The 25,351-nt window shown below is 41.3% G+C and carries 29 protein-coding genes and 1 riboswitch; of the genes, 9 read left to right on the top strand and 20 right to left on the bottom strand.

Annotation, left to right across the window (positions count from 1 at the left end; all coding sequences use genetic code 11):
- Nucleotides 1-21: 21 nt before the first annotated feature.
- The 6 genes from FBF75_RS10395 to FBF75_RS10370 form a co-directional block, all read right to left on the bottom strand.
- Nucleotides 22-1,005, bottom strand: coding sequence for an ABC transporter ATP-binding protein (locus tag FBF75_RS10395; protein WP_135226544.1), 984 nt, complete (start codon nt 1,003-1,005; stop codon nt 22-24).
- Entirely contained in the window at nt 999-1,877 is an 879-nt protein-coding gene (locus FBF75_RS10390; RefSeq protein WP_136944720.1) for an ATP-binding cassette domain-containing protein, read from the bottom strand. The genes FBF75_RS10395 and FBF75_RS10390 overlap by 7 nt, the downstream gene beginning before the upstream one ends.
- The gene (locus tag FBF75_RS10385) at nt 1,870-2,262 is read right to left on the bottom strand and encodes a GntR family transcriptional regulator (RefSeq protein ID WP_017358353.1); all 393 of its coding nucleotides are present in this window, start codon (nt 2,260-2,262) and stop codon (nt 1,870-1,872) included. Before FBF75_RS10385 ends, FBF75_RS10390 begins: the two co-directional genes overlap by 8 nt.
- Nucleotides 2,263-2,279: 17 nt before the next feature.
- The gene (locus FBF75_RS10380; RefSeq protein WP_008342991.1) at nt 2,280-2,459 is read right to left on the bottom strand and encodes a hypothetical protein; all 180 of its coding nucleotides are present in this window, start codon (nt 2,457-2,459) and stop codon (nt 2,280-2,282) included.
- 265 nt (nt 2,460-2,724) lie between these two features.
- Nucleotides 2,725-3,057, bottom strand: coding sequence for a hypothetical protein (locus FBF75_RS10375; RefSeq protein ID WP_098680611.1), 333 nt, complete (start codon nt 3,055-3,057; stop codon nt 2,725-2,727).
- 150 nt (nt 3,058-3,207) lie between these two features.
- The gene (locus FBF75_RS10370) at nt 3,208-3,483 is read right to left on the bottom strand and encodes a YtzC family protein (protein ID WP_017367895.1); all 276 of its coding nucleotides are present in this window, start codon (nt 3,481-3,483) and stop codon (nt 3,208-3,210) included.
- A gap of 152 nt (nt 3,484-3,635) precedes the next feature.
- Between FBF75_RS10370 and mnmL the strand changes: the two genes are divergently transcribed.
- Complete coding sequence (gene mnmL, locus FBF75_RS10365; RefSeq protein WP_098680610.1) at nt 3,636-4,601, top strand: tRNA modification radical SAM protein MnmL/YtqA; 966 nt, start codon at nt 3,636-3,638, stop codon at nt 4,599-4,601.
- Nucleotides 4,598-5,176 (top strand): tRNA 5-(aminomethyl)-2-thiouridylate-methyltransferase MnmM, encoded by a 579-nt coding sequence (gene mnmM, locus FBF75_RS10360; protein WP_052320827.1) that lies wholly within the window; start codon nt 4,598-4,600, stop codon nt 5,174-5,176. The genes mnmL and mnmM overlap by 4 nt, the downstream gene beginning before the upstream one ends.
- Nucleotides 5,177-5,195: 19 nt before the next feature.
- Here mnmM and FBF75_RS10355 read toward each other — a convergent pair whose 3' ends face one another.
- From FBF75_RS10355 to FBF75_RS10345, 3 genes are all read right to left on the bottom strand, one after another.
- A complete protein-coding gene (locus FBF75_RS10355; protein ID WP_136944719.1) occupies nt 5,196-5,972 on the bottom strand; it encodes a sporulation protein in 777 nt (258 codons plus the stop codon).
- Between the two features lie 231 nt (nt 5,973-6,203).
- Nucleotides 6,204-7,283: a tetraprenyl-beta-curcumene synthase family protein gene (locus FBF75_RS10350; protein ID WP_017358359.1), complete on the bottom strand. Its 1,080-nt coding sequence runs from the start codon at nt 7,281-7,283 to the stop codon at nt 6,204-6,206.
- Between the two features lie 29 nt (nt 7,284-7,312).
- Nucleotides 7,313-8,092 (bottom strand): alpha/beta hydrolase, encoded by a 780-nt coding sequence (locus tag FBF75_RS10345; protein ID WP_019743683.1) that lies wholly within the window; start codon nt 8,090-8,092, stop codon nt 7,313-7,315.
- 45 nt (nt 8,093-8,137) lie between these two features.
- Between FBF75_RS10345 and FBF75_RS10340 the strand changes: the two genes are divergently transcribed.
- On the top strand, nt 8,138-8,653 hold the full coding sequence (locus FBF75_RS10340) for a gamma carbonic anhydrase (RefSeq protein ID WP_008342977.1): 516 nt from the start codon (nt 8,138-8,140) through the stop codon (nt 8,651-8,653).
- 141 nt (nt 8,654-8,794) lie between these two features.
- On the opposite strand, the gene asnB is transcribed toward FBF75_RS10340, so the two are convergent.
- Both asnB and metK read right to left on the bottom strand, forming a co-directional pair.
- On the bottom strand, nt 8,795-10,693 hold the full coding sequence (gene asnB, locus FBF75_RS10335) for an asparagine synthase (glutamine-hydrolyzing) (protein ID WP_136944718.1): 1,899 nt from the start codon (nt 10,691-10,693) through the stop codon (nt 8,795-8,797).
- Nucleotides 10,694-10,841: 148 nt separating this feature from the next.
- Nucleotides 10,842-12,044: a methionine adenosyltransferase gene (gene metK / locus FBF75_RS10330; RefSeq protein ID WP_007501907.1), complete on the bottom strand. Its 1,203-nt coding sequence runs from the start codon at nt 12,042-12,044 to the stop codon at nt 10,842-10,844.
- Between the two features lie 195 nt (nt 12,045-12,239).
- Nucleotides 12,240-12,374: riboswitch (SAM riboswitch) on the bottom strand.
- Nucleotides 12,375-12,600: 226 nt separating this feature from the next.
- Between metK and pckA the strand changes: the two genes are divergently transcribed.
- The gene (pckA, locus tag FBF75_RS10325; RefSeq protein ID WP_136944717.1) at nt 12,601-14,187 is read left to right on the top strand and encodes a phosphoenolpyruvate carboxykinase (ATP); all 1,587 of its coding nucleotides are present in this window, start codon (nt 12,601-12,603) and stop codon (nt 14,185-14,187) included.
- A gap of 40 nt (nt 14,188-14,227) precedes the next feature.
- Here the strand turns inward: pckA and FBF75_RS10320 are convergent, their stop codons facing one another.
- From FBF75_RS10320 to FBF75_RS10295, 6 genes are read right to left on the bottom strand one after another with little or no spacing between them, the layout of a single operon-like run.
- On the bottom strand, nt 14,228-14,470 hold the full coding sequence (locus tag FBF75_RS10320) for a DUF2584 domain-containing protein (protein ID WP_003217584.1): 243 nt from the start codon (nt 14,468-14,470) through the stop codon (nt 14,228-14,230).
- A gap of 39 nt (nt 14,471-14,509) precedes the next feature.
- Nucleotides 14,510-15,304, bottom strand: coding sequence for an alpha/beta hydrolase family protein (locus FBF75_RS10315; protein ID WP_136944716.1), 795 nt, complete (start codon nt 15,302-15,304; stop codon nt 14,510-14,512).
- Between the two features lie 26 nt (nt 15,305-15,330).
- Entirely contained in the window at nt 15,331-16,812 is a 1,482-nt protein-coding gene (locus FBF75_RS10310) for a phytoene desaturase family protein (RefSeq protein WP_136944715.1), read from the bottom strand.
- Nucleotides 16,809-17,936 (bottom strand): glycosyltransferase family 2 protein, encoded by a 1,128-nt coding sequence (locus FBF75_RS10305; protein WP_136944714.1) that lies wholly within the window; start codon nt 17,934-17,936, stop codon nt 16,809-16,811. The genes FBF75_RS10310 and FBF75_RS10305 overlap by 4 nt, the downstream gene beginning before the upstream one ends.
- Complete coding sequence (locus FBF75_RS10300; RefSeq protein ID WP_136944713.1) at nt 17,921-18,667, bottom strand: lysophospholipid acyltransferase family protein; 747 nt, start codon at nt 18,665-18,667, stop codon at nt 17,921-17,923. Before FBF75_RS10300 ends, FBF75_RS10305 begins: the two co-directional genes overlap by 16 nt.
- Nucleotides 18,636-19,364, bottom strand: a complete 729-nt coding sequence (locus FBF75_RS10295; RefSeq protein ID WP_052320820.1) for a carotenoid biosynthesis protein — start codon at nt 19,362-19,364, stop codon at nt 18,636-18,638. Before FBF75_RS10295 ends, FBF75_RS10300 begins: the two co-directional genes overlap by 32 nt.
- A gap of 173 nt (nt 19,365-19,537) precedes the next feature.
- On the opposite strand from FBF75_RS10295, the gene FBF75_RS10290 reads away from it, so the two are divergent.
- The 3 genes from FBF75_RS10290 to FBF75_RS10280 are packed head-to-tail and all read left to right on the top strand — an operon-like array spanning nt 19,538 to nt 22,106.
- On the top strand, nt 19,538-20,539 hold the full coding sequence (locus tag FBF75_RS10290) for an ABC transporter substrate-binding protein (protein ID WP_136944712.1): 1,002 nt from the start codon (nt 19,538-19,540) through the stop codon (nt 20,537-20,539).
- A gap of 15 nt (nt 20,540-20,554) precedes the next feature.
- On the top strand, nt 20,555-21,325 hold the full coding sequence (locus FBF75_RS10285; RefSeq protein ID WP_008342956.1) for an ABC transporter ATP-binding protein: 771 nt from the start codon (nt 20,555-20,557) through the stop codon (nt 21,323-21,325).
- Nucleotides 21,326-21,359: 34 nt separating this feature from the next.
- On the top strand, nt 21,360-22,106 hold the full coding sequence (locus FBF75_RS10280) for an ABC transporter permease (protein ID WP_370648334.1): 747 nt from the start codon (nt 21,360-21,362) through the stop codon (nt 22,104-22,106).
- A gap of 30 nt (nt 22,107-22,136) precedes the next feature.
- Here FBF75_RS10280 and ytkD read toward each other — a convergent pair whose 3' ends face one another.
- Nucleotides 22,137-22,613: an RNA deprotection pyrophosphohydrolase gene (gene ytkD / locus FBF75_RS10275; protein ID WP_008342951.1), complete on the bottom strand. Its 477-nt coding sequence runs from the start codon at nt 22,611-22,613 to the stop codon at nt 22,137-22,139.
- Nucleotides 22,614-22,859: 246 nt separating this feature from the next.
- Here ytkD and FBF75_RS10270 point away from each other — a divergent pair, with 246 nt between their 5' ends.
- Together FBF75_RS10270 and FBF75_RS10265 are read left to right on the top strand one after the other, a co-directional pair.
- Nucleotides 22,860-23,513 carry a TerD family protein gene (locus FBF75_RS10270; protein WP_008342950.1) on the top strand — a complete coding sequence of 218 codons (654 nt, stop codon included), beginning with the start codon at nt 22,860-22,862 and terminating at the stop codon, nt 23,511-23,513.
- A 22-nt stretch (nt 23,514-23,535) separates the two neighbouring features.
- Entirely contained in the window at nt 23,536-24,318 is a 783-nt protein-coding gene (locus FBF75_RS10265; protein WP_008342947.1) for an AIM24 family protein, read from the top strand.
- A gap of 192 nt (nt 24,319-24,510) precedes the next feature.
- Here the strand turns inward: FBF75_RS10265 and FBF75_RS10260 are convergent, their stop codons facing one another.
- Both FBF75_RS10260 and FBF75_RS10255 read right to left on the bottom strand, forming a co-directional pair.
- Nucleotides 24,511-24,819 (bottom strand): hypothetical protein, encoded by a 309-nt coding sequence (locus FBF75_RS10260; protein ID WP_060832577.1) that lies wholly within the window; start codon nt 24,817-24,819, stop codon nt 24,511-24,513.
- A gap of 43 nt (nt 24,820-24,862) precedes the next feature.
- On the bottom strand, nt 24,863-25,267 hold the full coding sequence (locus FBF75_RS10255) for a phage holin family protein (RefSeq protein WP_008342944.1): 405 nt from the start codon (nt 25,265-25,267) through the stop codon (nt 24,863-24,865).
- Nucleotides 25,268-25,351: the final 84 nt, after the last annotated feature.

Below are 25,351 nucleotides of genomic sequence, written 5' to 3'. Positions count from 1 at the left end.
CTCTACTCCCCTGCTCTCTGTTTATCTTTTTCGATAGATTAAGAAATAACTCGTCAGTGCGCCTACAGCTCCACCGATGCACATACCAACAAAATATCCAACTAATGAATCTGAGGAGAAACCAACCCAGCCAAACCCTAAGACGCCAAACACGATCACCATAATTTGAATTGGGCGATCCATTATTGAATAAAGGAAGAATCGGCCATTTCGTTCAATTGGATGTTTAATAAAGCTAAACAAGCCAATAAGGTAAAATAGCAACATCATGACAATTGGAACGATGTATTCTTCACCATTGAACCAAAGCGGATATTCCTGATAAAAACTGTTAGCTGTAATATAAGTAATGGGGGAAATGGGCGTGATCAAAAAATTAAAGATTTTATCCAGCCACATCCCGCTTGTTTTAAAGATAAAATCTAAATGAAGGATTGGTAAACCAATCACTAAGTAAGGTAAAATAGCTGTACTAAATCCAACGATTGCTTGAGAAATAGCACTCCCTGTTAAAGCACCTGCTGCAAAAAACAAACTATAGATCATCAAGGCTGACAACAGTGCAAAAACATAAAGACTGTTGAATCCAGGTGTCTCTATTGGCCCAAGACCTAATTTTAATAAATAAATGAGAAGGTATGAAACAGCATGAACACTTGCAATAATTCCAGCACCTAAGAAAAATTTTGTGTGAAAGATGGAACTTCTACTAAACGGCAAGGATACGGTAAAGTCCATCTGCCCTTTATTTCTTTCAAATCCTAGCTGAATCACAGCAAAAAATACGCCCATGACCCATGAAAGTGAGAGAAATGCGTCCGTCTTAAAAATATAAGTGAATGTTGTTGTATCCATTAGACAGTCTCGGTTTTCCAAACAATCTTGAAAGGTTGAGTAATCCATTAAGAGGGATAATGGCGTCGCAAAGACCGCAACAAGCATCACTAAAATGAATGTCAGCTCAGACTGCTTCCATTCCTTATATAACAATTGCCGCTTTACCATCTGCGTTTCCCTCCAAACTTTGCAATGAATACTTCTTCTAAATTTACAGGCAGTTCATGCCAGACTTTTGGTTCAAGCGATTTCAAATACTCTTTTGCTTCTTCATCTGTTTTGAGTACAAGTGCTGTATAGAACACACCCGCTTGATCTAAGATGGCAACGCCTTTTTTTCTAATACTTAAGTTCATATCCTCTTCAAATGCCATCTGGATTTTAACGTAGTCATTCTTTAATTCGTCTAAATCCATAACACTTGTGAGCTGATTTCCTTCCAAAAACCCGATTCGGTTACACATACGCTCAATATCCTCTAAACGGTGAGATGTAATTAAAATCGTTGTTTGTCGTTCTGCCACCTCGTCAATCATCAGCTGAAGAACGTCATTTCTTGTGACTGCATCAATCCCATCTGTCGGCTCATCTAACAAAATGACTGCTGGTTTGATGGCAAAACTTAAAATGAGGGACAGCTGTTTCTTTAAACCTGTCGACAATTCACGGTATTTCACTTTTTCCGGAATCTCATACCGGTTCACAAGCTCATTGGCATATGTCACGTCAAACTTTGGATACAGTTGTTTTAACAGCTTCACAAGCTGTCCATAATTGTACCGGTCAAAGTAGGGATTTACGACTGGCATATACACAATATTTTGCTTCACTAACGAGTGGTCTTTTACGAGTACATCTTTAAAATAAATCTCTCCTTCATCTGGAAGAAGGATTTGCTGAATCAAGCGAAGAAGTGTTGTTTTACCAGAGCCATTCCGGCCAAGCAGGCCAAAGATCTCTCCTTCGCCTATCTTGAAGGAAACGTTGCTGAGTACTTCACGTCCATTTAATTTCTTTGATACATTTCTGACCTCAATCAACTTGGTTTCCTCCTTTTAGACTTGAGCCGATCTCCTCCAACCACTCTTTGAGTTGATGAATATCAATACCGGCATAATGAGCTTCAATAATGAGTTGCCTTAATTGCTCCTTCATCTCTAACACCTTCCCTTCATTCAGCTTTAACTGTGCACCTTCTGTCACATACGTTCCACGGCCTCTTAATGTTTCAATAATTCCTTCCCGTTCAAGCTCTTTATACGCTTTGCTGACGGTGTTTGGATTCGCAATAATAATGGTGGCAAGCTCTCTCACAGAGGGCAGTTTGTCACCTGGTTTCATCACGCCTTTTAAGCACAAAATTTTTAACTGCTCAATGATTTGTTCATATATTGGTGCAGCGCTTCTTGGATCTATTTGAATCATGATGGCTCCCTCTTTTCTCATTCATGCTTTTGCAGTCCTATCGCTTGATCATGTCCTTGCATTAAAGGGACCGAATTTGGAATAAAATCTTTTTGAACTTCAAAACCAATGAAAACGAGAACGAAAAAAAATGTACATGCTAACGCAACAGCCAGCACCATCCACTTTAAATTGATTGGTTTTTTTTCTTTTTTCATGGTTAAACACCTTTCTTCACGTTTAAGTGTCTGTAGTGTATTAGTTGACGTAGTACACTTAATACAATATAGACACTTAATTGAAAAGTCAAGAGACTCTAGAAAAAAATAGGCAGACGAACCAGATAAAATGACGAAGCTACTTAAAAGCTTTCGGAAGCCAGGTTTGCTTCTGGTTTAGGGTGTTCAACACGTTAATAACTTTCATAATCGCCTGAAAAAGTGCATAATAAAAGACCCCGAATATTGAGGTCTCTACAATGTTTTAATTAGATACTATTCCTTTGTTTTTGGACTTGCTTTTGAACAGGATTAGCACCCACCATACTAATAAAAATATATAGCCTATAACTGTAAAGATAGACCAAACTGCCCCCTGTCGCAATTGACTAAATAAGTGTTCAAATTCATTCATTCCTTCTACTCTACCAATGCTATTTATCAGGCTAATCATCGGAATTGTAACAGTAAATACAATGGTTAGAATGGACAATCCCCTATGTTTATTTTTCACAACACTGAATATTGCGGTTCCTAATGTTGCTAAGAAAAACAAGTAATATAATGCCCAAAACCAATCAGGAAGAGTCTCCAACATTTCTTCTACCCCCTTGAAGATATTTGCAATTTCTATATATAACATACTTTAACAGAACAAAAACCTATTACAAATATATATCCAAAAACAACAATCTTTGCGAAAACAGCCAAAAAATAAAAACAGACCCTTAAAAGAAGGATCTGTTCATCATTCGTTCTCGTATGAAATACCTAAAATCATTTGGTTTTGCAGACTTTGAATTTGTACACGCGTTCTGTCTAAACGTTCTCTTTGCTGATCATTGGCGACATCTTTTAACTTTTCTAATTCATTCACCGCATCCTCAAGCATGAGCTGCGCTTTTGAAAATTCTTCTACGTTATAATGTTCTTGGCGAGAGCTCAAATCAAACTGTTCGCTTGCAAACTCAAGAGTCTCAGTGCTTTTTTGGACAAATTCATCGATTGATTTTCTAGTTGCCATCTAGCCATCCCTCCATTTCATCATTGCTCTCGCCTATTTTGCCCACGTAAAGCTTTTTCACTAAAGAAAATGTTGGACAGATTCAATTGTCCTCTTTCGTGATTTTTGTTAAACTTTAAGGATGCCTATTATTATGCAAGGAGGTTACTGACTTGGATCAGCATAACCCTTTTTTATATTCAAACAGCGAGAAACGTTATCACACATGGAATTATCATTTGCGTGAGCACTTTGGTCATAAAGTATTTAAAGTCGCATTAGACGGCGGCTTTGATTGTCCAAACCGTGATGGTACTGTCGCACATGGAGGCTGCACATTTTGCAGCGCAGCAGGATCTGGTGATTTTGCAGGGAACCGGGCGGATGATCTCATCACTCAATTTAATGAAATCAAGGAGCGGATGCATACAAAATGGAAAGATGGAAAATACATGGCGTATTTCCAAGCTTACACAAACACACATGCGCCGCTTCCTGTTTTAAAAGAAAAATACGAAACCGTCATGAATCTGGATGGAGTGGTTGGTTTATCGATTGCCACAAGACCTGATTGTCTGCCAGATGACGTCGTGGAATATTTAGCTGAGTTAAACGAACGGACATATCTATGGGTTGAACTTGGTCTACAAACTGTACATGAGCGGACAGCGATGCTCATCAACCGTGCCCATGATTATGAATGCTACGTAGAAGGTGTAGAAAAACTGCGAAAACATGGCATTCGAGTCTGTTCACATATCATCAATGGTCTTCCTCTTGAAAACCGAGATATGATGATGGAGACAGCAAAAGCTGTCGCTGATTTAGATGTGCAAGGAATTAAAATTCATCTACTTCACCTGTTAAAAGGAACACCGATGGTAAAGCAATATGAGAAAGGCAAACTAGAGTTTCTCAGCCAAGAGGAATATGTCCAGCTTGTCTGTGATCAGCTGGAGATCCTGCCCCCAGAAATGATTATTCATCGTATTACAGGCGATGGTCCCATTGAATTAATGGTAGGTCCAATGTGGAGTGTGAATAAATGGGAAGTGCTCAATGCCATTAATGCTGAGCTTGAAAGACGTAACAGCTACCAGGGCAAACGCTTCGTCAGATTGGAAGAAGCGGCAAAATGATTTTAAAACGGATGCTCCCTTTTAGTAAAGAACTGTTAGAACGTGCTTGTCAAAAAGGCGATATTGTCATTGATGCAACGATGGGAAATGGCCATGATACACGCTATTTAGCTGACCTTGTCGGGAGAGATGGACAAGTTTTCGCATTCGATGTACAGAAGGAAGCCATTGAGCAAACAAGCAAAATACTCGGTGAGCACTACCCTTACGTTCACCTGATCCATGACGGACATGAACAACTTGCTGAACATCTGCCAGCGGATGCTTATGGCCACATATCTGGTGCAGTGTTCAATCTTGGATATTTACCAGGAAGCGATAAAACCGTCACGACTCAGGCACATACGACCATTGAAGCGATCAAACAGCTCATGGATTGGCTTAAGCCTGGAGGTCTGATCGTTCTTGTGATTTACCACGGTCATCCCGAAGGAAAAAAAGAGAAGGACATCCTTCTTGATTATTGCAAAACACTCCATCACGAAGAAGTACAGGTAATATCTTATCAATACATGAATATTCAAAACGATCCGCCCTTTGTGGTAGCCATCGAAAAAAAACTCAAATCCTCTTAATGGATTTGAGTTTTATTATTTAATAAGCGTATTGGTCAATGATTTCTTCAAGCACTACTTCCAGCTCTTCTGCATCTGCAAGCTCTGATTGAGTAAAGCGGACACGTACAAGCTGTTCTCCGTCATTATACATTTCTTCCAGCCAGCCACGCAGCCCCCTTGCTCTACGGTCGACTTCAAAAATGAGATCTAGCCCCTCTTCATCAATGAAGAAAATCACCTCTAACTCATCAAGCATTTGACGATAATAGTCGGAAGTCGGTATGAACTCAAACTCTTGAACAAAGGGAAGGCGGCGCATGAAATAAGGTGCTTCTTCACAGTCTGCTTCATGAAGGTGAAAGCCTAAGTTTCCGACAGCCTCAAGCACACGATTCACCCAAGGGTGTGCGTTTACAAAAATGCGGTCATGATCAAATTTATCAATACCACCTTGAATATCAAGGTCTGTCACAACAGCCACCTCTACTTTACCTACAGTCATTGGTGTATCAAGAGGAAGGTGAAACGAGAATGTAAACTGCTGAGCTTCCGCAGGCTGAATCGTGAATGATTCAGTCACTCGGACAGAATGGATGGTTGTGTGTTTTCGTTGCTCTTCATCATCTTTTACAATGGTGTACCATGTTTTCAACTTTAAATCAATATAGCGAATATCTTGAGGCACTTTTCCGCCCTTCACATGGACTGTTCCCTTTACTTCTTCTCCCGGTTCATACGCATCTTTCTCCAAAATTGTATCCACTTTTGCTGCACCGATTCCTACACTTGCTGCAAACTTTTTAAAAAATGACATATTCGACCTTCCCCTTTTTTAAGTTTTTCAACAAATATACGTCATAAGGAGTAGATTCGATTCATTATATCCATACTTTTCTCCTATTTTTCGTACACTAAGAATAATATCGGCAGCAAATAAGAGGATTGTAATCATAAAAGAACTGTACATGGTCCAAAGCGAAACAGTTCAAAACAAAAAAGCTTGTAGAAAAACATTTTCTACAAGCTGATGAGCTTATTTTATACGTTAAGAAGATTTCATCCAAGGCATTTTCTGATAGGTTCGATAGGCTCTGCCATTGATATAGAAAAAGAACGATGTTTTCCCGCTTGATTTGATCAACCGCTTTGCCAGCTTGTTCATCTCTTTTTGGGCTGTCACTTTTTCATCAGACAAATAGACCGCAAGTAACCCTCTATTGATTAGTTTGTGAAAATTCTCGTGTGGAATGCCTTTCAACTGTTCATCCGCTTTTTCAATAAAATGCTGTAGTCTATCCATCATCTCATGATGAGAGTTGTAGTACGAGCAAAAATTCAAATCGCCTTCCAGCCTGTCCTCTTCTTGGTCGATTAAATAGTCCAGTAAGATGTGCAGACCTTGAATATAAGGGAAATAGCTTTCGTAAATTTGCTTCGCCTGCTTCTCTGTAAAATCAGGCTGCAGTGCATAAGCCACAAGACAGAAAATGCCCAGCGTTGATCCTGCACATGCGGAAAACTCATACCACTCCATTTTCGGTAAATCCTTTTCATACTGGCGGAACCATGACTCTAATCGAGGTTCACGCTCATGAGGAACCACATGCTTATGTACTTGTAAATCACTATAATAATCACACAGCGTATGTAAATAGGGCTGAATGATCGGATAATGCGCTAGACGTGACAGCACATCTTGGCACGTCCTGACTAGCGCATGCAGGTACCCATGATCCTCTTGATCATCACGGAATTGATAATACGGCTTAAGCTCCGCATGAATATCGAGTGCATCTCTCATTGCCTGATGCAGCATATGAAAATCCTTTGGATCAAGTGATGTACTGCGGTCACACAAGTTATCTAAATAATCGCTAATCGTTTGGTACGCCACAATGAATTCAATACACGTTTCCTTCGCTTCACCTGCAAGCAGAGATAAAATTCCCCCGCCTTCACAGTGAAAGGTTTTACTGGATATGCTCGCTAGTGCCTGCGTTCTCAGTTCTTCATTTTCAATCATTTCTGCATGAGCCCGCCACTTTTTTAGCTCCTGATGAACTAGCGGAAAAATATCTTTATACACCTTCGTCATCAGTGCAAAAGGACGTTCTGGTACTGACAAATCAATCCACCCCCAACTTAAGCTCACAATTAAATATATTGATCAGTAAAGGCTCTTGCCGCCTTAAACACATCTTCTCGCTCGGGCTCATTAAAAATTTCATGATAAAGCCCTTCCCATTCACGGTATGATTTATTGGTTGATTCAATGCCATTGAACCATTTCATCACTCTTGTTTTATCTACTATCTTGTCATCGCCTGCCTGCATGAGCAGGAGCGGAATCGACCGAAAGACATTCGTTGGCTGCATCGCCGCATCGATATTTTTTACCAGTTCTCGATACCAGCGAACCGACACCTTCGTCACATAAAGCGAATCATTCGAATCTGCCTCTATCACATCTTGATTCCGCGTGGCAAGTTCAATCGACAGCCCAGATTCGACTTTAAAAGACGGCGCCAGCACATTTAGCCCTTTTGACGCAAAATCCATCAGCTTCTTCGGTTTAAATTGCAGACCTAAACAAGGTGATGATAAAATAAGGCCATCAATCTTCGTATGGGTATACTGCTTGAACCATTCAATCGAAATCAGTCCCCCCATACTATGTCCAAGTAAAAATGTCGGAAGTCTGAACGACTTCGCATGTTCAATCCATTCATCGACTGTATCAATGTATTCTTGAAAAGAACGAATGTGGCCTCTCGCACGTGTCGATGTCCCTTGCCCAGGCAGGTCACCCATGACGACGTGATAGCCTGCATTTCGCCACATTTCGATCAGCCATTTATATCGGCCATGATATTCACTAGCACCATGTACAATGACAATTGTACCAACCGGTCTTTCAGCATGCCAAGTCCACAAAGTAAACACCTCACAAATGTTGTATTAAGAAAGGAAGTCGAAAAAGTGATTTATCCATATCATCAGTTTACACCTGAGATTCATGAATCGGTCTTTGTTGCAGAAAACGCCACCATTACAGGTGATGTCACAATAGGAGAATATTCAAGCGTTTGGTTCCAAACGGTCATTAGAGGCGATGTAGCTCCTGTCAGAATTGGAAAAAACGTCAACATTCAAGACTTATCCTGTCTGCATCAAAGTCCTGGAAAAACACTTCTTATTGAAGATGGTGCTACCATTGGACACCAAGTCACATTACATAGCTCTATCATTCGAAAAAATGCCCTCATTGGCATGGGTTCCATCATTCTCGATGGTGCGGAAATTGGCGAAGGAGCCTTTATTGGTGCAGGTAGCCTTGTCCCGCAAGGAAAAGTCATCCCAAAAGGTTCACTCGCTTTTGGCCGTCCAGCCAAAGTCGTTCGCCAGTTAACAGATGAAGATATCCAAGACATGGATCGTATCCGCAGAGAATATGTAGAAAAAGGACAATACTATCGTTCCCTTTTATCGCGTTAACATCATACATGTATCTTCACTTTATCATGTTTTTTTCAGGATATTAAGCAATAACTGTGTACCGCTTGTTATTTTACCCTTTTCCACCACTTTCTATCATGACAAAAAAGGTTTTCAGCACAAAGCTGAAAACCTTTTTCATTAGCTAAAAATAACTTCTTTCGGCTGGTGATTCAACTGCTCTGGATCAATGCTGCGCTCTACATAGATGCTATGCCAGATCATAAAGATCAGGACAGTCCAAATCTTACGACTATGATCTGCTTTTCCAGCACAATGATCATTTAATAAATCAAGAACATATGCCTTGTTAATGTATTCATCTGTCTGACTGTTTTTAATGATATCTTTCGCCCAAGCGTTCATCTCATTTTTCAGCCAATGACGAATTGGCACAGGGAAACCTAGTTTTTTACGGTTTAACACATGGTCTGGTACAATGCCTTCTGCTGCTTTACGCAATAAATATTTCGTTGTACCGTCTTTCGTTTTCAACTCTTCTGGAATTTTAGAAGCTGCTTCAAATACGACCTTATCAAGGAATGGAACACGAAGCTCAAGAGAATTCGCCATTGTCATCTTATCTGCTTTCAGCAGGATATCCCCGCGCATCCACGTATGGATATCAACATATTGCATTTTGTTAATATCACTGTAGCCTGCACTTTCCTCGAAGTATGTTCTCGTCACGTCACGATACGTGATGTTCGGATCATACTGCTTTAAGAGGTTTTTCTTCACTGGCTCTTCAAAGATTTTCGCATTGCCGATATAACGTTCCTCTAATGGCGTACAGCCGCGAACGATAAAGCTTTTCCCTTTCATTCCTTCTGGCATTAAACGAGCCAGACGAAGAAGAAGCTTTTTCAGCATGGATGGTACAGATTCAAAAGGCTTTAGAGATAGCGGCTCACGGTAAATATTATATCCACCGAACAGCTCGTCTGCTCCCTCACCTGAAAGAACAACTGTGACTTGTTTTTTCGCTTCTTTTGCCACGAAATACAATGGAATCGCCGCTGGATCAGCCAAAGGATCATCTAAATGCCAGACGATCTTTGGAAGCTCATTCATATATTCCTCAGGAGAAATCACAGCACTAAAGTTTTGCAATCCCAGCTTATCAGCTGTTTCTTTTGCTACATCTACCTCACTGAATCCATCCTGCTGGAAACCAACAGAGAATGTCTTCAGTTCAGGGTGAAATTCCTTTGCGACCGACACGATGAAAGAAGAATCGATCCCACCTGATAGGAATGAACCAACAGGCACATCACTTCTCATGTGGACTTTTACAGAATCATAGATAGCATCACGTACTTCTTCTACTAATTTCTGCTCTTGTGTTTGTTCAGGTTTGAATTGAACTTTCCAGTAAGTCTTAAATGCAATGTCTTGGCCTGGACGCAGTGTAAACTGATGACCTGGCTCAACTTTGTGCACTTTTTGATCAAGTGTATTTGGCTCAGGAACGAACTGAAAAGACATGTACTGCTGCAAAGCAGTCTCATCAAATAAAATGTTCTCATTCACAGCCATTAAGCTTTTGCGTTCAGAAGCAAAGTACACTTGGTCATCTATTTGTGTAAAATAGAGCGGTTTAATGCCGAAAGGATCTCTTGCGCCATATAATAACTGCGCTTCTTTATCCCAAATTAAAAAGGCAAACATGCCGCGAAGCTTCGATGCCGCTTCTTCTTTATAGTGGCGATATGTGGCAAGAAGGACTTCCGTATCAGAATCTGTGCTGAACGTATAGCCTTTTTTCACAAGCTCTTCTTTCAGCTCCACATAGTTATAAATTTCTCCGTTGAAAATAATCCAATATTTTTCATCTTCATAAGAAAGCGGCTGCTTTCCGTGTTCAACATCTATAATACTTAAACGTCTAAATCCAAATCCTACATGCTCATCATGAAAGTACCCCTCATCATCCGGACCTCGATGAACGATGAGACGATTCATTTGCTTAATTAACTCTTCCTGCTCAGTAGTTTCGGACAATGGACGGTGATTAAATACACCAACAAACCCACACATATTATTGCCTCCACGTTATGTTATTTCTTAAAAGTAGACCTATAATTAGACAGTATTTTGTCCAATTTTGTTTCACATTTTTACGCTTTTTGTAGAATTTTTTTTAATCAAAAGGAAAACCGCTTAAAATAAGCGGTTTTGTATGTTGTTATTGTCCTAATGCTTCCTTGCGAAGCGTGTCGGCTTTATCCGTTTTTTCCCATGGAAGATCCAAGTCATGACGGCCAAAGTGTCCGTATGCAGCGGTTTGTTTATAGATCGGACGACGTAAGTCAAGCATTTTAATAATGCCGGCTGGACGAAGATCAAAGTTTGCACGTACCACTTCAATTAATTTCTCTTCAGAGGCTTTTCCTGTTCCAAATGTATCAATTGAAATGGAGACAGGCTGTGCAACACCAATTGCATAAGCAAGCTGCACTTCACATGAATCTGCAAGACCAGCTGCTACGATGTTTTTCGCTACATAGCGAGCCGCATATGCTGCAGAACGGTCAACCTTCGTTGCATCCTTACCAGAGAAAGCACCGCCACCGTGACGAGCATACCCGCCATAAGTGTCAACGATGATTTTACGTCCAGTTAAACCAGCATCCCCTTGAGGTCCACCGATAACAAAGCGGCCTGTTGGGTTGATGAAGTATTTTGTTTCTTCATCGATCAGTTCACTTGGAACGACAGGGCGGATGACATGCTCTTTTAAGTCGCTTTGAATTTGTTCAAGCGTCACTTCTGGTGCATGCTGTGTAGAAATAACCACCGTATCAATACGAACTGGTTTGTTTTGTTCATCATATTCAACTGTTACTTGAGTTTTTCCGTCTGGACGAAGGTATGCAAGTGTTTCATTCTTGCGTACTTCTGTTAAACGGCGAGATAATTTATGTGCAAGAGAAATCGGCAGTGGCATAAGCTCTTCAGTTTCGTTGTTTGCAAAACCAAACATCAGACCTTGGTCACCTGCACCGATCGCATCAATTTCTTCTTCAGTCATTGTTCCTTCACGTGCTTCAAGCGCTTTGTCTACACCTTGCGCAATATCAGCAGACTGTTCATCAATTGATGTAAGAACCGCACATGTTTCCGCATCAAAACCATATTTCGCACGTGTGTAGCCAATTTCCTTAATCGTGTCACGCACCGTCTTTGGAATGTCAACATAAGTAGACGTTGTAATCTCACCGCTTACTAATACGAGACCGGTTGTTACAGAAGTTTCACAGGCAACACGTGCATTTGGATCTTTCTTTAAAATTTCATCCAAGATGCTGTCTGAAATTTGATCACAGATTTTATCTGGATGTCCTTCGGTCACTGATTCTGAAGTAAATAAACGACGATTTTGACTCATAATGGCTATTTCCTCCTGTACAAGACCACATCATCCCAAGATGAGGCCTCCAATATGATACGGAACTCGTTCCCTCTTATATTTCAACATGTTTATATTAGAGATGTTATTGGCAATTTGTTCATATGATATCCCAAAAATAAAAAAACCATTTCCTTCATTGCGAGGAAAGGGTCTGAGATCGCATGCCTTTCACTCTTATCGCTCAAGGTGTTCTTGTACCTTGCATCAGGTTAGCACCTTGGTTTCTCAGCATGTTCATGCCTTTTTCATAAGAAACCGGTTGCTGGGCTTCATCGGGCCTGTCCCTCCACCAACTCGGGATAAGAGTATCCGTTCAATAAGATATCTTATCTTAAACCCTTGCGTCATGTCAATGGTTCATAGGAATTATCTCCCCTTTTTTTCACCTCATCATTAGCATCACCAAAAAGCATATTTTCATAGCAGAAATGAAAAAACACACACAAAAATGTTTAAATAGTATAGACTATTATTATCAATGTGTTATACTAATCGAAACAAACAAATTCAACGGTAAAGGAAGGGTTTTTTTATGAACTCAGTGGATTTAAAAGAAGATTTGCAGTCATTGCTCTCATTAGAAAATACGCACCAAAATTTATCTGTTCCGAAACTTGTTGAAAAGATTTTGGCACGTAATGAAGGCGTTTTAACTTCAACTGGTGCTGTCCGCGCCACAACGGGTGCCTACACTGGACGTTCGCCTAAAGATAAATTCATCGTAAAAGAAGAAAACTCTGAACATAAAATTGATTGGGGTCAAGTCAATCAGCCGATCTCAAAAGAGGCATTTGATCGTTTATATACAAAGGTTGTGTCATACTTAAAAGAACATGATGAACTATTTGTCTTTGATGGTTTTGCCGGTGCTGACGAAAAATACCGTATGCCAATTACAGTTGTAAATGAATTCGCTTGGCACAATCTTTTTGCAAAGCAGCTATTCATCAGACCTGATGGATCAACACCATCATCAAACGAAAAACCTTTCACCATCTTATCTGCACCTCACTTTAAAGCAGATCCTGAAACAGATGGCACAAACTCTGAAACGTTTATTATCGTTTCTTTTGAAAAACGGACGATTCTGATCGGTGGAACAGAATATGCAGGAGAGATGAAAAAATCCATTTTCTCTGTTATGAACTACCTGCTTCCTGAACAAGATATTTTATCAATGCACTGCTCTGCTAACGTCGGTCAAGAAGGCGATGTTGCTTTATTTTTCGGCCTTTCAGGTACTGGAAAAACGACGCTTTCTGCAAGTGCAAGCCGTAAGCTGATTGGAGACGATGAGCACGGCTGGTCTAACACAGGTGTCTTCAATATTGAAGGCGGATGCTATGCAAAATGCGTGAACTTAAGTGAAGAAAAAGAACCCCAAATTTACAAAGCCATCAGCTTCGGATCAGTGCTTGAAAATGTAGTACTTGATGAAGAAACACGTGAAGCAGATTATGATGACACATTCTTTACTGAAAATACACGTGCGGCTTACCCAATCGAAATGATTGATAACATCGTGAAACCAAGTATTGCAGGTCACCCATCTGCTATCGTCTTTTTAACAGCTGATGCATTCGGCGTTTTACCTCCAATCAGCCGTTTAACAAAAGAACAGGCGATGTACCACTTCTTGAGCGGTTACACAAGTAAATTAGCGGGAACTGAGCGTGGCGTGACGTCACCAGAAACAACGTTCTCTACTTGCTTTGGTTCACCATTCTTGCCACTTCCTGCTCATGTCTATGCTGAAATGCTTGGTAAAAAAATCGATGAGCACGGCGCAAAAGTATTCCTTGTGAATACAGGCTGGACTGGCGGCGGCTACGGTACGGGCAAACGAATGAATCTTGCTCATACAAGAGCAATGGTGCAGGCAGCGATCGAAGGAGATCTTGACAACGCTGAAATGATCACTGACGACATCTTCGGATTACACATCCCGCTTCATATTCCAGGAGTGCCAGATGAAGTGCTTCAGCCTGCTAAAACATGGGACGATCAAGAGGCTTACAAAGAAAAAGCAAACTTCCTTGCAAATGAATTTAAAAAGAACTTTAAAAAATTCAGCCATGCAGCAAGTGATATTGAAGCAAAAGGCGGACCACTCGTCTAATCAAAAGGAAAAAGCTGAGGGAATGAATCCCTCAGCTTTTTTAGTTCGTTGAATGTAATGACACAAGACGGTACGTCACCTTCGTGACATTGTCTGTGAGCTCCAGCTTTTCAACATGTGCTGTCCCTGTTTTTTCTCCGTCTTTCGTTTTACGCACCTCAAGCGGAATATTTAATGGATAAATGCGGTACCCTTCCTTCATGAGCTCAAACACATTTTCTTCAATTCTTGTCTCTTTTCCTTTTGTGACAATCATTGTATTAAATTCAACAGGCATTCCCATAATGAAAATCCCCCTACTTTCTATATTTCTTTCTACCGTTTATTTTACCACATTTCCGTCTTTTCGGCTGTGCATCCATGTCGTCAACCGTCTGACAATCTCCCGGTTATGCTGTGGCGGGAAATAATGATGATATCCGTGAAAATACCATGTTTCCACAGACTTACCATGCTGACGCAGTGCATCTTCTAATAAATACGCATGCTCAATGGATACATTCTCATCCAGCTCCCCATGAATGATTAGGACAGGTGCTTCAATTTGGTGCACATGATTCAAAGGCGTTCTAGCCTCATATGCTTCTGGTACCTTATGCGGAGGACCTCCTATCACACGCTTCATCATTCTTCTCATATCCACACGTTCTTCATAGGTGAGCTTCATATCACTTACGCCTCCCCATGTCACAAAGGAAGCGGCCTCATGCTTCATTTCAACAGCGGTCCATATGCCCATAATTCCGCCGCGGGAAAAACCAAAGATATGAATGCGCTCCTGCTTCACCTTTTGATGATGTTTCAACAGCTGAAATGCAGCAAATGCATCTTTCCGATCTTCTCCGGCAAAATCCTCGTTCCCTTCCCCTCCTTGATTCCCTCGGTAGAAGGGCGCAAAGACGACAAACCCTTGCGCAGCAAATTGCACAATTCGGCCAGGTCTAACCATTCCCACATTTTTAATGCCGCCGCGTAAATATAAAAAACCGTCATAGAGACCTTCTCCGGCCGGTTCAGCGAGCAGCCCCTTCATCCGAAGTCCATCGGCCTCATATGTCACTGTATATAAGTGAATATGCGGATGTGGCGACGGGAACCTTCTCTTTTCCACAATCACTTGAATTCTCTCCTTTTCATTCGGTGTTACGTCAAATGCTTGATAATAGCCTCTGCGACGAGCTGTCCTGATTTTGTCACCATCGGAGTACCGCCGCCTGGATGACTTGTGCCGCCAACAAACCAAAGTCCTTCAATATCCTTTGATTGATTATTGATACGAAAAAACGCCTGCTTGAACGAGTTTGACGACATGCCATAAATGGCCCCATGATATGCTCCCGTTTTTTGCTGCAAATCAAGCGGGGTTTGTACCGCTTCATATTCTACAAGCTGGTCAAGATCAAAGAGACCCTTTTCCTTTAGTTTTGTTTTCATATGCTGGCCATATGTCTCCTTTAGCATGTCCCAATTTTGCTCTTTTGTCACATATGGCGCATTGGCTAATACAAACAAGTTACTTCTTCCTGGCCCTCCGCTTAAAGCTGGCTCTGAACGACCTGAATAACAGATGTAAAGCGTCGGATCATGAGGAAGCTGTTTTTTCTGAAAAATATCCTTGAATTCTTGTTCATAATTCTCTGGAAAAAACACGTTGTGATGAGACAATTGTTCATAGACTTTAGGGACGCCCAACAAAAGAACAAAACCTGATAACGATGGCTCAATGTTTGCCAGTTTTTGATTTCCAAAGCTCGGGCGGTCTTCTTCATCAATTAATTGGCGATAAACAGTCAGTGCATCTGCCCCCGCAATGACTTGATCTGCCTCATATAACTGCTGATCCGTTTCAACTCCTTGGATTCGTTTATTCTTTACATGAATCTTTTTGACTGATTCATTGAGATGAATTTGGACACCCAATTCCTTTGCCAGTGTCTCAAATGCCTCAACTAAACGATACGTACCGCCCTTAATACCATAAATGCCTTTTTCTCCTTCTAAATAAGCCATCATATTAAAAATAGCAGGTGCCTCGTATGGAGAAGAGCCAATGTAAGTCGCATACCGGCCAAACATCGCCAATGTATGAGGATGACGAAAATATTGACGTAGCAAGCGCTGAACGGATGTAAAAGGTTTGACAGCAAGAAGGGCTTTCATTAACTTGATATCCGCTTTATCCTTCCAGGTCAATAATAAACGATTTAAAAACTGATCCTCTGCCATTTGAAAAAGCTTCTTTGATTCCTGTAAAAATGCTCGGTATCGCTGTGCATCCTCTGGACTAAAGCCTGCAATTTGTGATTCCATTTGCTCAATATCTGGCGTAAACTCGACCGTATGTCCATCTGAAAAAACGTTTTTAGTAAGGGGAGAAATCGGATAAAACGTCACATAATCCTCCATTCGTCTATGACAGGAGGTAAATACTTCTTCAAAATACGCCTTCATTGTAATGGTACTCGGCCCTAAATCAAAAGAGTAGCCGGCCGCTTGATGGCGTTGTAATTTCCCGCCTAAAGAAGCTTCTTTTTCTAAAATGGTGACCTGGAACCCGCGTGACTGTAAGCGAATCGCAGCCGATAACCCGCCAAGTCCGCCGCCAATAATGATCACTTTTTTCATTCGTACCTTCTTCCTTTCCATTCATAGCCTTCTTTTTTCAGCCCAATTTTCATAGAAGCAAAACCAATGGCCATCAGGCTTATGATACTGACCGGCAATAAAAAGGCCATCGTAGACGTTCTTCCATTTTCGATATCAATGACCGCTTTAATGGATACACCCAGCCCGTAGCAAAGAAGGGCTAAACAGAGATTGACCACATCAAAATGAATCAGTGCGATCACAAAGCAAATAACAGGAACTACATAAAGGACGGAGTATAAACAAAAGACACTGCTTAACAAAGCAATGCTTCGATTCACTCCTGGGAACAAATTTTTTCGATATCCTTCCCATACTTCCTGTCCACTCTCATACATTCTCATGTAGACAAAAGAATGAATACTTGCCAGTGTGAACGGAAAGCCCTTCGCTTTCACTCGTTTAGCCAAAGCCATATCATCCACGAGCGAATCCTTGATCGCTTCATGACCACCTATTTCGTGATAACAGTTCTTTTCAATGGCAATAAAGCCGCCATGTGCTGCGGCAAAAGCAGGATGTTGAGATGTTCTGACCCACTTCACTGGCAGATGACAGCCAATCGTAAACATCATCATAGGAACGACAAGATGCTCAAAAGGCGTTCCCGTTTTTTGCTCTGGGAAACCTGAGAGCATGCCCGTTTTTTGTATGCATAACTGCTTGTACACCGCTTCAATAGCTCCTTGTTTTAAGCGGACATCTGCATCTAAAAATAACAGCCAATCAGAAGATGCTGCCTCAGCAAGCTGGGAACAAGCATATGATTTTCCAAGCCAGCCGCGCTTCAATACTTGACCTGACTGCACACGAATCCATGGATATGTCTCTGCGAAGCCCTCTGCAATCATTCTCGTCCGATCTGTCGAATGATCATCCAGCACGATCAACTCTTTCGGATGGAGACGCTGATCAACAATCGACTGAAGGCAGGCTTCCAGCCGTTTTTCTTCATTTCTCGCTGGAATGAGGATCGATAATGAAATGGGTTCATCAGGTGAAAGAGATGCCGGCTTGAGTACAGGAAATTGCTTCATATTCCAAATCGTAAACATCAATTGGCAGAGCAGCAAAACACTGATGACAATTAAGAAGACCGCCATGTTTTCACCCACTTTTTAAAGGAATCAAACGCATCACTAGTTGACCGGCTTGTCCTTGTCACCTGCCTAAATTGTTCGTTTGTTGAAAAATCTGGATCAGCAATAACCTGTGCTTGATGTGCGTTTAACTGTGTTTCAAGCAGGTCTCCGAGTAAACTTGTTACTTCCTTACTGCGAAGTGATTCGCCAGCTACTAGGACATCTTCTCCAAACTCAACCGATACCGTCGGTTTTTGAAATTGATTAAATGTATAATGCAGTGTCACAGGTTTGATGACGACCTGCTCAAATTGCCTGACTAAAAAAGAAGCTCCGCCTTCCAGTTCAAGCGGCCGTGTGTCTTGGTGCATAATTTTCCCCTGCGGGAAGAGCCACACAGCCCCGCCAGCCTCCATCTTCTCCTTTGCAGTCATTAATGCCTGCTTGACACTTTTCAGCTTCTCTTTATGAACTGGAAATGCACCAAGTTTTTGAAAAAAAGCATATTGCTTCAACTGCTTCTCTTCCATCATCATGGCATGATCCAGCTCAGACATTTGTTCTATTAAAAGAAAAATGATCAGTCCATCCCACCATGAACTGTGATTGGCAAGATAAAGAACAGGATGCTTCTCCTTTGGATCAACCATACCTTTCATCATGACACAGCGAAAATGTTTGTTCAGTAAATATCGTTCAAGATAAAAATAAAAGAGTCGTCTAAACGATCGGTTTTTGTCGCTTTCTTTCAAATCGAACCCTTCCTTCACACAAGATGACAATGATCAGTGCTAAATAAAAAATGACATCCAGCCCGCCCTTTAATGCTAAAAGACCAAAGAAGAACACCATGGCCTGATAAATACGCCCATTCCAGCGCAATGCCTGCTGATCAATGGAGACGAGCGGGAACAGAAATGAAAGTCCTGCTCCAATGATACCCCAGCTGACAAAATTCTCAAAAGGGATACCAAAGAAACCTCCGCCGTCATACCACACCCAAAACTTTCGTTCAGCCGCTACCGGATCTAATATGAGATCAAGCAGCACAATCCATATACCCGTTTCGACGGCTCGCTTCCACTTCGATTGTTGTCTTGATAAAAAAAGACTATTTAAAAACACACCAACCCATGCAAAAGCGATCGTCAAAGGCACTCCCGCCACAAGAAATCCAAGCGTCGGATAATAATCATAGGCCCCAAATGGAAAATCAGTTGTGATCCCCACCCATTCAACTGTAAATGTCAACACACCCACAATGGCTGCTCTTACGATTACAAAGCTCCATGCCCCGTAAATATTTCGGCCAATCTCAATGACGCAGCAGGCGTAAAGCACAAGAAAGATACCATTCGCAAACTGAAGCCATGCCGGCACTTCAAAAAAGACCATTAAAATAAGACCTACTACATACCAACCAACAAATATCCAACTCAATCTATACACGAAACCGCTCCTTTATTTCTACCAAATTCAAGAAAGCATTCATGCTTCTAGTATAGAAAAAAAGACACGTTCTATAAATAAACAATGCGCTTCTTATTTCATCTAGGCACTCACCAAAAATCCCTTTTGACATACTTTAATTAGTGACCTAGAACAAAGGAGGCGAATTACTCTTGAATCGTTCCATTAAAGTCAGACTGGCATTCATATTCGTTGTCCTGCTCTTTATTCCATTTGTCGCCTGTAAAAAAGACCAAGAGCAGACCGTACAAGTAGCCGAGGTGACCCATTCGGTCTTTTATGCACCGCTTTATGTCGCCCTATCCGAAGGATTTTTCAAAGATGAAGGCTTAGAGGTTGAATTAAAAACCACTTGGGGCGGCGATAAAACAATGACAGCTCTCTTATCCGGCGGCGCTGATATCGCTCTGACCGGATCTGAATCTTCTATTTATGTGGAAGCACAAGACACGAAAGACTCTGTCATGAACTTTGCACAGCTGACACAAACAGACGGTACATTTCTTGTTTCAAGGGAAAAAATCAATCAATTTTCTTGGGATCAATTGAAAGGAAAAGACTTTCTCGGACAACGGAAAGGCGGCATGCCGCAAATGGTCGGTGAATATGTCCTGAAAAAAGAAGGGATTGATTTGAAACAAGATCTTCGCATGATTCAAAATATTGATTTTGCCAACATTTCAGGTGCTTTTTCCTCTGGAACTGGCGATTTTGTGCAGTTATTCGAACCGACAGCTTCCTTAATTGAAAAAGAAGGCAAAGGGTACATTACCGCCTCCTTTGGTGAGGCTTCCGGCAAGGTGCCTTATACCACCTTTATGGCAAAGAAGAGTTACTTAGAGGAAAACAAAGAGACAGCTGAAGCCTTTACTCGTGCTATTTACAAAGCGCAAAAATGGGTCAAAGCAAAGAACCCAGAGGAGATTGCCGAGACAATCCAATCTCAATTTCCTGATACAGACCTTGATGTCTTATCAACAGCTATCAAACGCTACAAACAGCAGAACTCCTATGCAACAGATCCCCTTCTAAATGAAGAGGAATGGAACAAATTACAGGAAATCATGAAGGCAAGTGGTGAACTGCCGGAATTTATCCCGTACAAACAACTTGTCGATTCATCCATTGCAAGGAAGGTCACAGATCACAAATAGAACAGGAGGTAGCACATGTCTTTCCTTCAAATTGACCATGTGACCCACACGTACTTCTCTTTAAAAGAAAAAACAACGGCCATACAGCACATCAATATGGAGATCACTCAAGGTGAATTTATCTCATTTATTGGTCCCAGCGGCTGCGGGAAAACAACCTTGCTTTCCATCATCGCAGGCATTACGCCACCGTCTGAAGGTCGAATTTTAATCGAAGGAAAAGAACCAAATCAACAGGAGCATCAAATCGGTTATATGCTCCAGCAAGATTATTTGTTCCCATGGAAAACGATCAAGGAAAATGTCATTCTCGGGTTAAAAATTGCAAAACAAGATTCACATGAAGCCACCTCAGCTGCCCTTAGCTTACTGCCAAAGCTTGGACTCAATGATGTCGAAGAAAAATACCCGAAGGAGCTATCAGGCGGGATGAGGCAGCGTGCGGCTCTCGCCCGAACGCTTGCAGTTGATCCCGGCCTGCTTCTGCTAGATGAGCCATTTTCAGCACTAGATTACCAGACGAAACTGACATTAGAAGACCTCGTCTTTCACACTTTAAAAAACTATCAAAAAACGGCTGTTCTTGTCACACATGACATCGGCGAAGCCATTGCGATGAGTGATCGCATTTTCTTATTCTCAAAGCATCCAGGCTCTATCCAGCGAATGTTTACCGTTCCAGATGATCTGAGGACGCTCTCTCCTTTTGAAGCGAGACAGACAGCAAGTTTCCAAGAGCTCTTTCAAACGATTTGGAAGGAGCTGAAGACAGTTGAAACACAGTGATCTTTTACATGAAGCCTATCGAAAAAAAATTCGAATGGAAAAACGCATGACGCGAGTCTACCAGTTGATCATTTTCGCCAGTTTCTTTTCGCTTTGGGAGCTTGCGAGCCATTTCAGACTGATTGACCCGCTCATTTTCAGTTCACCATCTGCTGTCTGCCAATTGTTTTTACAAAAATTATCAGATGGTTCATTAATCAATCATATGAGCATTACGCTATTTGAAACAGTGCTCGGCTTTCTACTTGGTACTTTTTGCGGCATTTTATTAGCCGCCGCCTTATGGTGGTCCACCCGTCTTGCAAATGTCCTTGATCCTTATTTGGTTATTTTAAATGCGATGCCGAAAGTCGCTCTCGCCCCCATTTTAATTGTTGCCCTTGGACCAGGCATGATCAGCATTGTCGCGATGGGTGCCATTATCAGTGTGATCATTACCACCATCGTCATTTATACAGCCTTTCAAGAAGTCGATGAGAATTATTTAAAAGTCATGAAAACCTTTGGCGCAAAAAAAAGAACGGTCTTCCGTGAGGTCATTTTGCCAGCAAGTATTCCAACGATGATCTCTGCCATTAAGGTCAATGTTGGTCTTTCTTGGGTTGGGGTCATTGTGGGAGAATTCCTTGTATCCTCAAAAGGACTCGGCTATATGATCATCTATGGCTTTCAAGTCTTCAACTTTACACTCGTGTTCTTAAGTCTTTTCATTATCGCCGTCTTCGCCACCATCATGTATCAGCTTGTTGAATGGCTGGAGCGCCGTTTTCTGCAAAAATAAAAAGCACAGGGTCATTTCCCTGCGCTTTTTTTAACGAATCAAACCGTTCTTTTCTAAATAAGCAAGACTTTGTCTCAAGACATCATCTTTCATAATAAAACTGAAATTTTTATTTTTTGCGATGGATCTTGGTAAGTCTGCGAAAAGAACGGGTCCTTTCGTTTCAAAATACGTGTCCTGCTTGACGAGCCTTTCAATATCGGCGAAATAAATATTTTTGACAATGACTTTCTCTCTGCCCAGCACCTGATATTGACCAATATACGTTAATTCACGAACAACAGCACCCGTCTCTTCGTGAATCTCTCGTATAGCGGCTTGATCTGCTTCTTCATTTGGCTCTACTTTCCCTCCTGGAAACTCGTAGCCTCGATCCTCATGTTCAGTAAGTAGCCATTTTCCTTGATAGCGGCAAATAGCCCAAACATGCTTAGGATGACTTGAAAAAGGCTGCTCTTCAAAAGAGAGCTTGACCGTATTATGATAATAGTCTTTAAATACATGCATGTAAAATCCCTCATATCCTGTCCTTGCTTCTTGTAAAACATCATACCACAGATCACATTTCTCTGAAGAATTTTTATGAAAAGTGAAACAAACGAGTGCTTCTATCTCGTCTGTATGTAAAATAAGTATTCTTGCTAAAACCTTTTTATCATCTCCATCCTCATCCCATTTTAATCATGAAACCTTTTGCCCATGACGACGTAAATCAATAAGTGTTTGTCCTACACAGACGAGGAGGAAACCAGCATGAGCATCACAAATGGATCAAAACAAGAAAATAACAAAGCATGGCCAATGAGGCAACATGAGAAAGAAGACGCTTCTCTTGAGGCAGTGAAGAAACACCTCATGAAAGGACAAAAGTTAGATTTAACAAAAGACAATCCAAATATAGATCAAATTCATATCGGACTTGGCTGGGACTTATCTGGTCAGCCAATTGATTTAGATACGCAAGTGTTTCTCTTAAATGAAGAGGACAAGCTTCTGTCTCCAAAACACCTGATCTATTATCATCAGCAGCAAAGCTTAGATGGAGCTGTTCGCCATCTAGGTGATCATCAGGTCGGCGGAGGCCATCGGGACAATGAGATCATCATTATGCAGCTAAGCAGAGTCTCACCCGATATTCATAAAATCGTCGTAACTGCCACCATACATGATGCACACGAGCGGGCACATCATTTCGGACAGGTGACCAATGCCTACTTGCGCCTTTCAGATCAAATCACACAACAGGAGATTTGTACCTTTCAGTTAACAGAAGATTATTCATTTTGTACATCCATCATTTGTGCTGAACTAACGAGAGTTGAGAACGAATGGAAAATCACCGCTACCGGACAAGGTACGACCCTTGATTTAAACGACCTATGCCGCATCTACGGATTCACATCTTGACAAAGGAAAGGAGCTGGCACAAATGGGATTTCATTTCAACACGATCGAAGAACTGACCTTACAAGCAGAAGGCAACGGGATCTTTTTTGCCAAAAAAGGCGCTATGATTGCCGATCAAGGTACATTTCAATACCGTAAACGATTACTTGGGACGAATAAAGGAAATATGGTCAGCCAAGTATTTAATCATATTAGCAGAAAGTTAACAGGTGAAAACCTTGAGATGATGGAAGTGAGTGGACAAGGCACTTGCTACTTGGCTGATTCTAGCGAGCATGTGACTGTCATCAATCTTGAGCCGAACGGTCCTTGGCAACATGTTAGCGTGGAAAGTGAAGATTTACTTGCCTTTACTGAAGAATGTCACTATGGCGTGACACCAGTAGGCGTTGGGATTTTATCACAAAAAGGGCTGTTTACTTCAAAGCTCTCCTATCAAGGGCACGGGGCGCAGGTTGCGATTAAAACAAATGGAAACCCGCTGATTTTAAAAGCACCTTGCCGTGTAGATCCTGACGCCATTGTCGCTTGGACGGGCAAAGCACCGAAAGTCAAATTAGATGTGAACTGGAAAACGTTCATTGGACAAACATCAGGCGAATCCTACTTGTTTGAATTTCATGAACAGGACCAAATTGTGATTATCCAGCCATCTGAACGAACATCTGGAATGCGGGTCGGGATAGATGATAACCGGTACAAACCCCAGAGTCAGAGTACCTCACACGAAATCACCAACTCACAGCAGGAAAATAGAGGCGGAATCAGTGATCTGATCGGCGGAATCTTACAGCCTCGAAAATAAAAGCATGTAGAATGTCTCTACATGCTTTCAGATCATTGACAAAAGGCTAAAATGAACTTTCTTTTAGCCTTTTGTCTTCTTTTCAGCGTGATAGTCTAGGAAAAACGAGTACTAGCGTGGAGCGAATTTCACATTCGTGAGCACTAGCACGCAGGACTGACAAAGAATGCGAGGGTTTGTCTACATGCTTTTTCAATTCATCAGTCCATTGGCTTCAATAAAGTTCTTTGTCTCTTCGTTACCGAGATCATGAATCATCGAGTAAATTTCTTTTCTTTTCCTATCCATTTCGTCGTTTGGACTATCATAATGATATTCCAGAAATGGAACATGCGCCCGAAAGAAACCTTTCCAATCTGTCATATACTGTTCATCAAAATACTCTCTTAACTGCAAGATTTGGTCATCATCTGCTTCTATCTGAAATTGCCAAGCAGCCGCGTCTCTGTGCTGTGAGATTGATCCGTCTTGAACGGATACATAGTATGTGTGTCTCGCCATCTGATTCATCCTTTTTCCTTTAGTATGACCAGATATGAAGAAATTACGGCTTTTTGCGCAATTTATTTTTAATCATGTCTAACACATCAATAAACAACTGTGGAATAGGAATTCCGAGAGCTCTGGCTGTTGAGACAATCTGGTACGATTCATAAATAATATAAAAGATGAGCGCTAAATCCTTAATTGTCCCCCCAGTCTTCAGCATGACATCGAAGAAGTGTGCCATGGATATTAAAGAAATCGTCACAACCTTTCGAACAAGCCTGGTCAAAAAACGCTTCATCGTAAGTTGTCCAGTCACAGATTCTCTTAGGCTTGAACAAATTAATTCTATAGCCATGAGTGTCACTAATATCATGAGTAAATATCCTGCTCCACCAAACAGAAAGCCCATTGCCGACAAACTGACTGTAAACAACGAAAAGATGCCTAAATCCTTGCTCACTTGGCATCAACATCCTTTCATAGTGGAACTTCTTACCTCAATAGTATATGCCGCATTTGATGAATAGCTTGGACGACAAAAAAT

This window comes from Bacillus sp. S2(2019) (genome assembly GCF_005144805.1).
In the GTDB taxonomy this organism is placed as follows: domain Bacteria; phylum Bacillota; class Bacilli; order Bacillales; family Bacillaceae; genus Bacillus; species Bacillus altitudinis.
This window is presented reverse-complemented; position numbering and strand designations above follow the sequence as displayed.

What these genes read in the sequence shown, in the direction of transcription:
- mnmM (WP_052320827.1), top strand. Translation starts at nt 4,598, where the DNA reads ATGATTTTAAAACGGATGCTCCCTTTTAGTAAAGAACTGTTAGAACGT.
- FBF75_RS10395 (WP_135226544.1), bottom strand. Translation starts at nt 1,005, where the DNA reads ATGGTAAAGCGGCAATTGTTATATAAGGAATGGAAGCAGTCTGAGCTG.
- FBF75_RS10380 (WP_008342991.1), bottom strand. Translation starts at nt 2,459, where the DNA reads ATGAAAAAAGAAAAAAAACCAATCAATTTAAAGTGGATGGTGCTGGCT.
- FBF75_RS10355 (WP_136944719.1), bottom strand. Translation starts at nt 5,972, where the DNA reads ATGTCATTTTTTAAAAAGTTTGCAGCAAGTGTAGGAATCGGTGCAGCA.
- FBF75_RS10260 (WP_060832577.1), bottom strand. Translation starts at nt 24,819, where the DNA reads ATGGCGAGACACACATACTATGTATCCGTTCAAGACGGATCAATCTCA.
- FBF75_RS10265 (WP_008342947.1), top strand. Translation starts at nt 23,536, where the DNA reads ATGGGATTTCATTTCAACACGATCGAAGAACTGACCTTACAAGCAGAA.
- FBF75_RS10270 (WP_008342950.1), top strand. Translation starts at nt 22,860, where the DNA reads ATGAGCATCACAAATGGATCAAAACAAGAAAATAACAAAGCATGGCCA.
- FBF75_RS10310 (WP_136944715.1), bottom strand. Translation starts at nt 16,812, where the DNA reads ATGAAAAAAGTGATCATTATTGGCGGCGGACTTGGCGGGTTATCGGCT.
- pckA (WP_136944717.1), top strand. Translation starts at nt 12,601, where the DNA reads ATGAACTCAGTGGATTTAAAAGAAGATTTGCAGTCATTGCTCTCATTA.
- FBF75_RS10305 (WP_136944714.1), bottom strand. Translation starts at nt 17,936, where the DNA reads ATGGCGGTCTTCTTAATTGTCATCAGTGTTTTGCTGCTCTGCCAATTG.
- FBF75_RS10385 (WP_017358353.1), bottom strand. Translation starts at nt 2,262, where the DNA reads ATGATTCAAATAGATCCAAGAAGCGCTGCACCAATATATGAACAAATC.
- FBF75_RS10320 (WP_003217584.1), bottom strand. Translation starts at nt 14,470, where the DNA reads ATGGGAATGCCTGTTGAATTTAATACAATGATTGTCACAAAAGGAAAA.
- metK (WP_007501907.1), bottom strand. Translation starts at nt 12,044, where the DNA reads ATGAGTCAAAATCGTCGTTTATTTACTTCAGAATCAGTGACCGAAGGA.
- asnB (WP_136944718.1), bottom strand. Translation starts at nt 10,693, where the DNA reads ATGTGTGGGTTTGTTGGTGTATTTAATCACCGTCCATTGTCCGAAACT.
- FBF75_RS10370 (WP_017367895.1), bottom strand. Translation starts at nt 3,483, where the DNA reads ATGGCAACTAGAAAATCAATCGATGAATTTGTCCAAAAAAGCACTGAG.
- FBF75_RS10285 (WP_008342956.1), top strand. Translation starts at nt 20,555, where the DNA reads ATGTCTTTCCTTCAAATTGACCATGTGACCCACACGTACTTCTCTTTA.
- ytkD (WP_008342951.1), bottom strand. Translation starts at nt 22,613, where the DNA reads ATGCATGTATTTAAAGACTATTATCATAATACGGTCAAGCTCTCTTTT.
- FBF75_RS10375 (WP_098680611.1), bottom strand. Translation starts at nt 3,057, where the DNA reads ATGTTGGAGACTCTTCCTGATTGGTTTTGGGCATTATATTACTTGTTT.
- FBF75_RS10280 (WP_370648334.1), top strand. Translation starts at nt 21,360, where the DNA reads ATGGAAAAACGCATGACGCGAGTCTACCAGTTGATCATTTTCGCCAGT.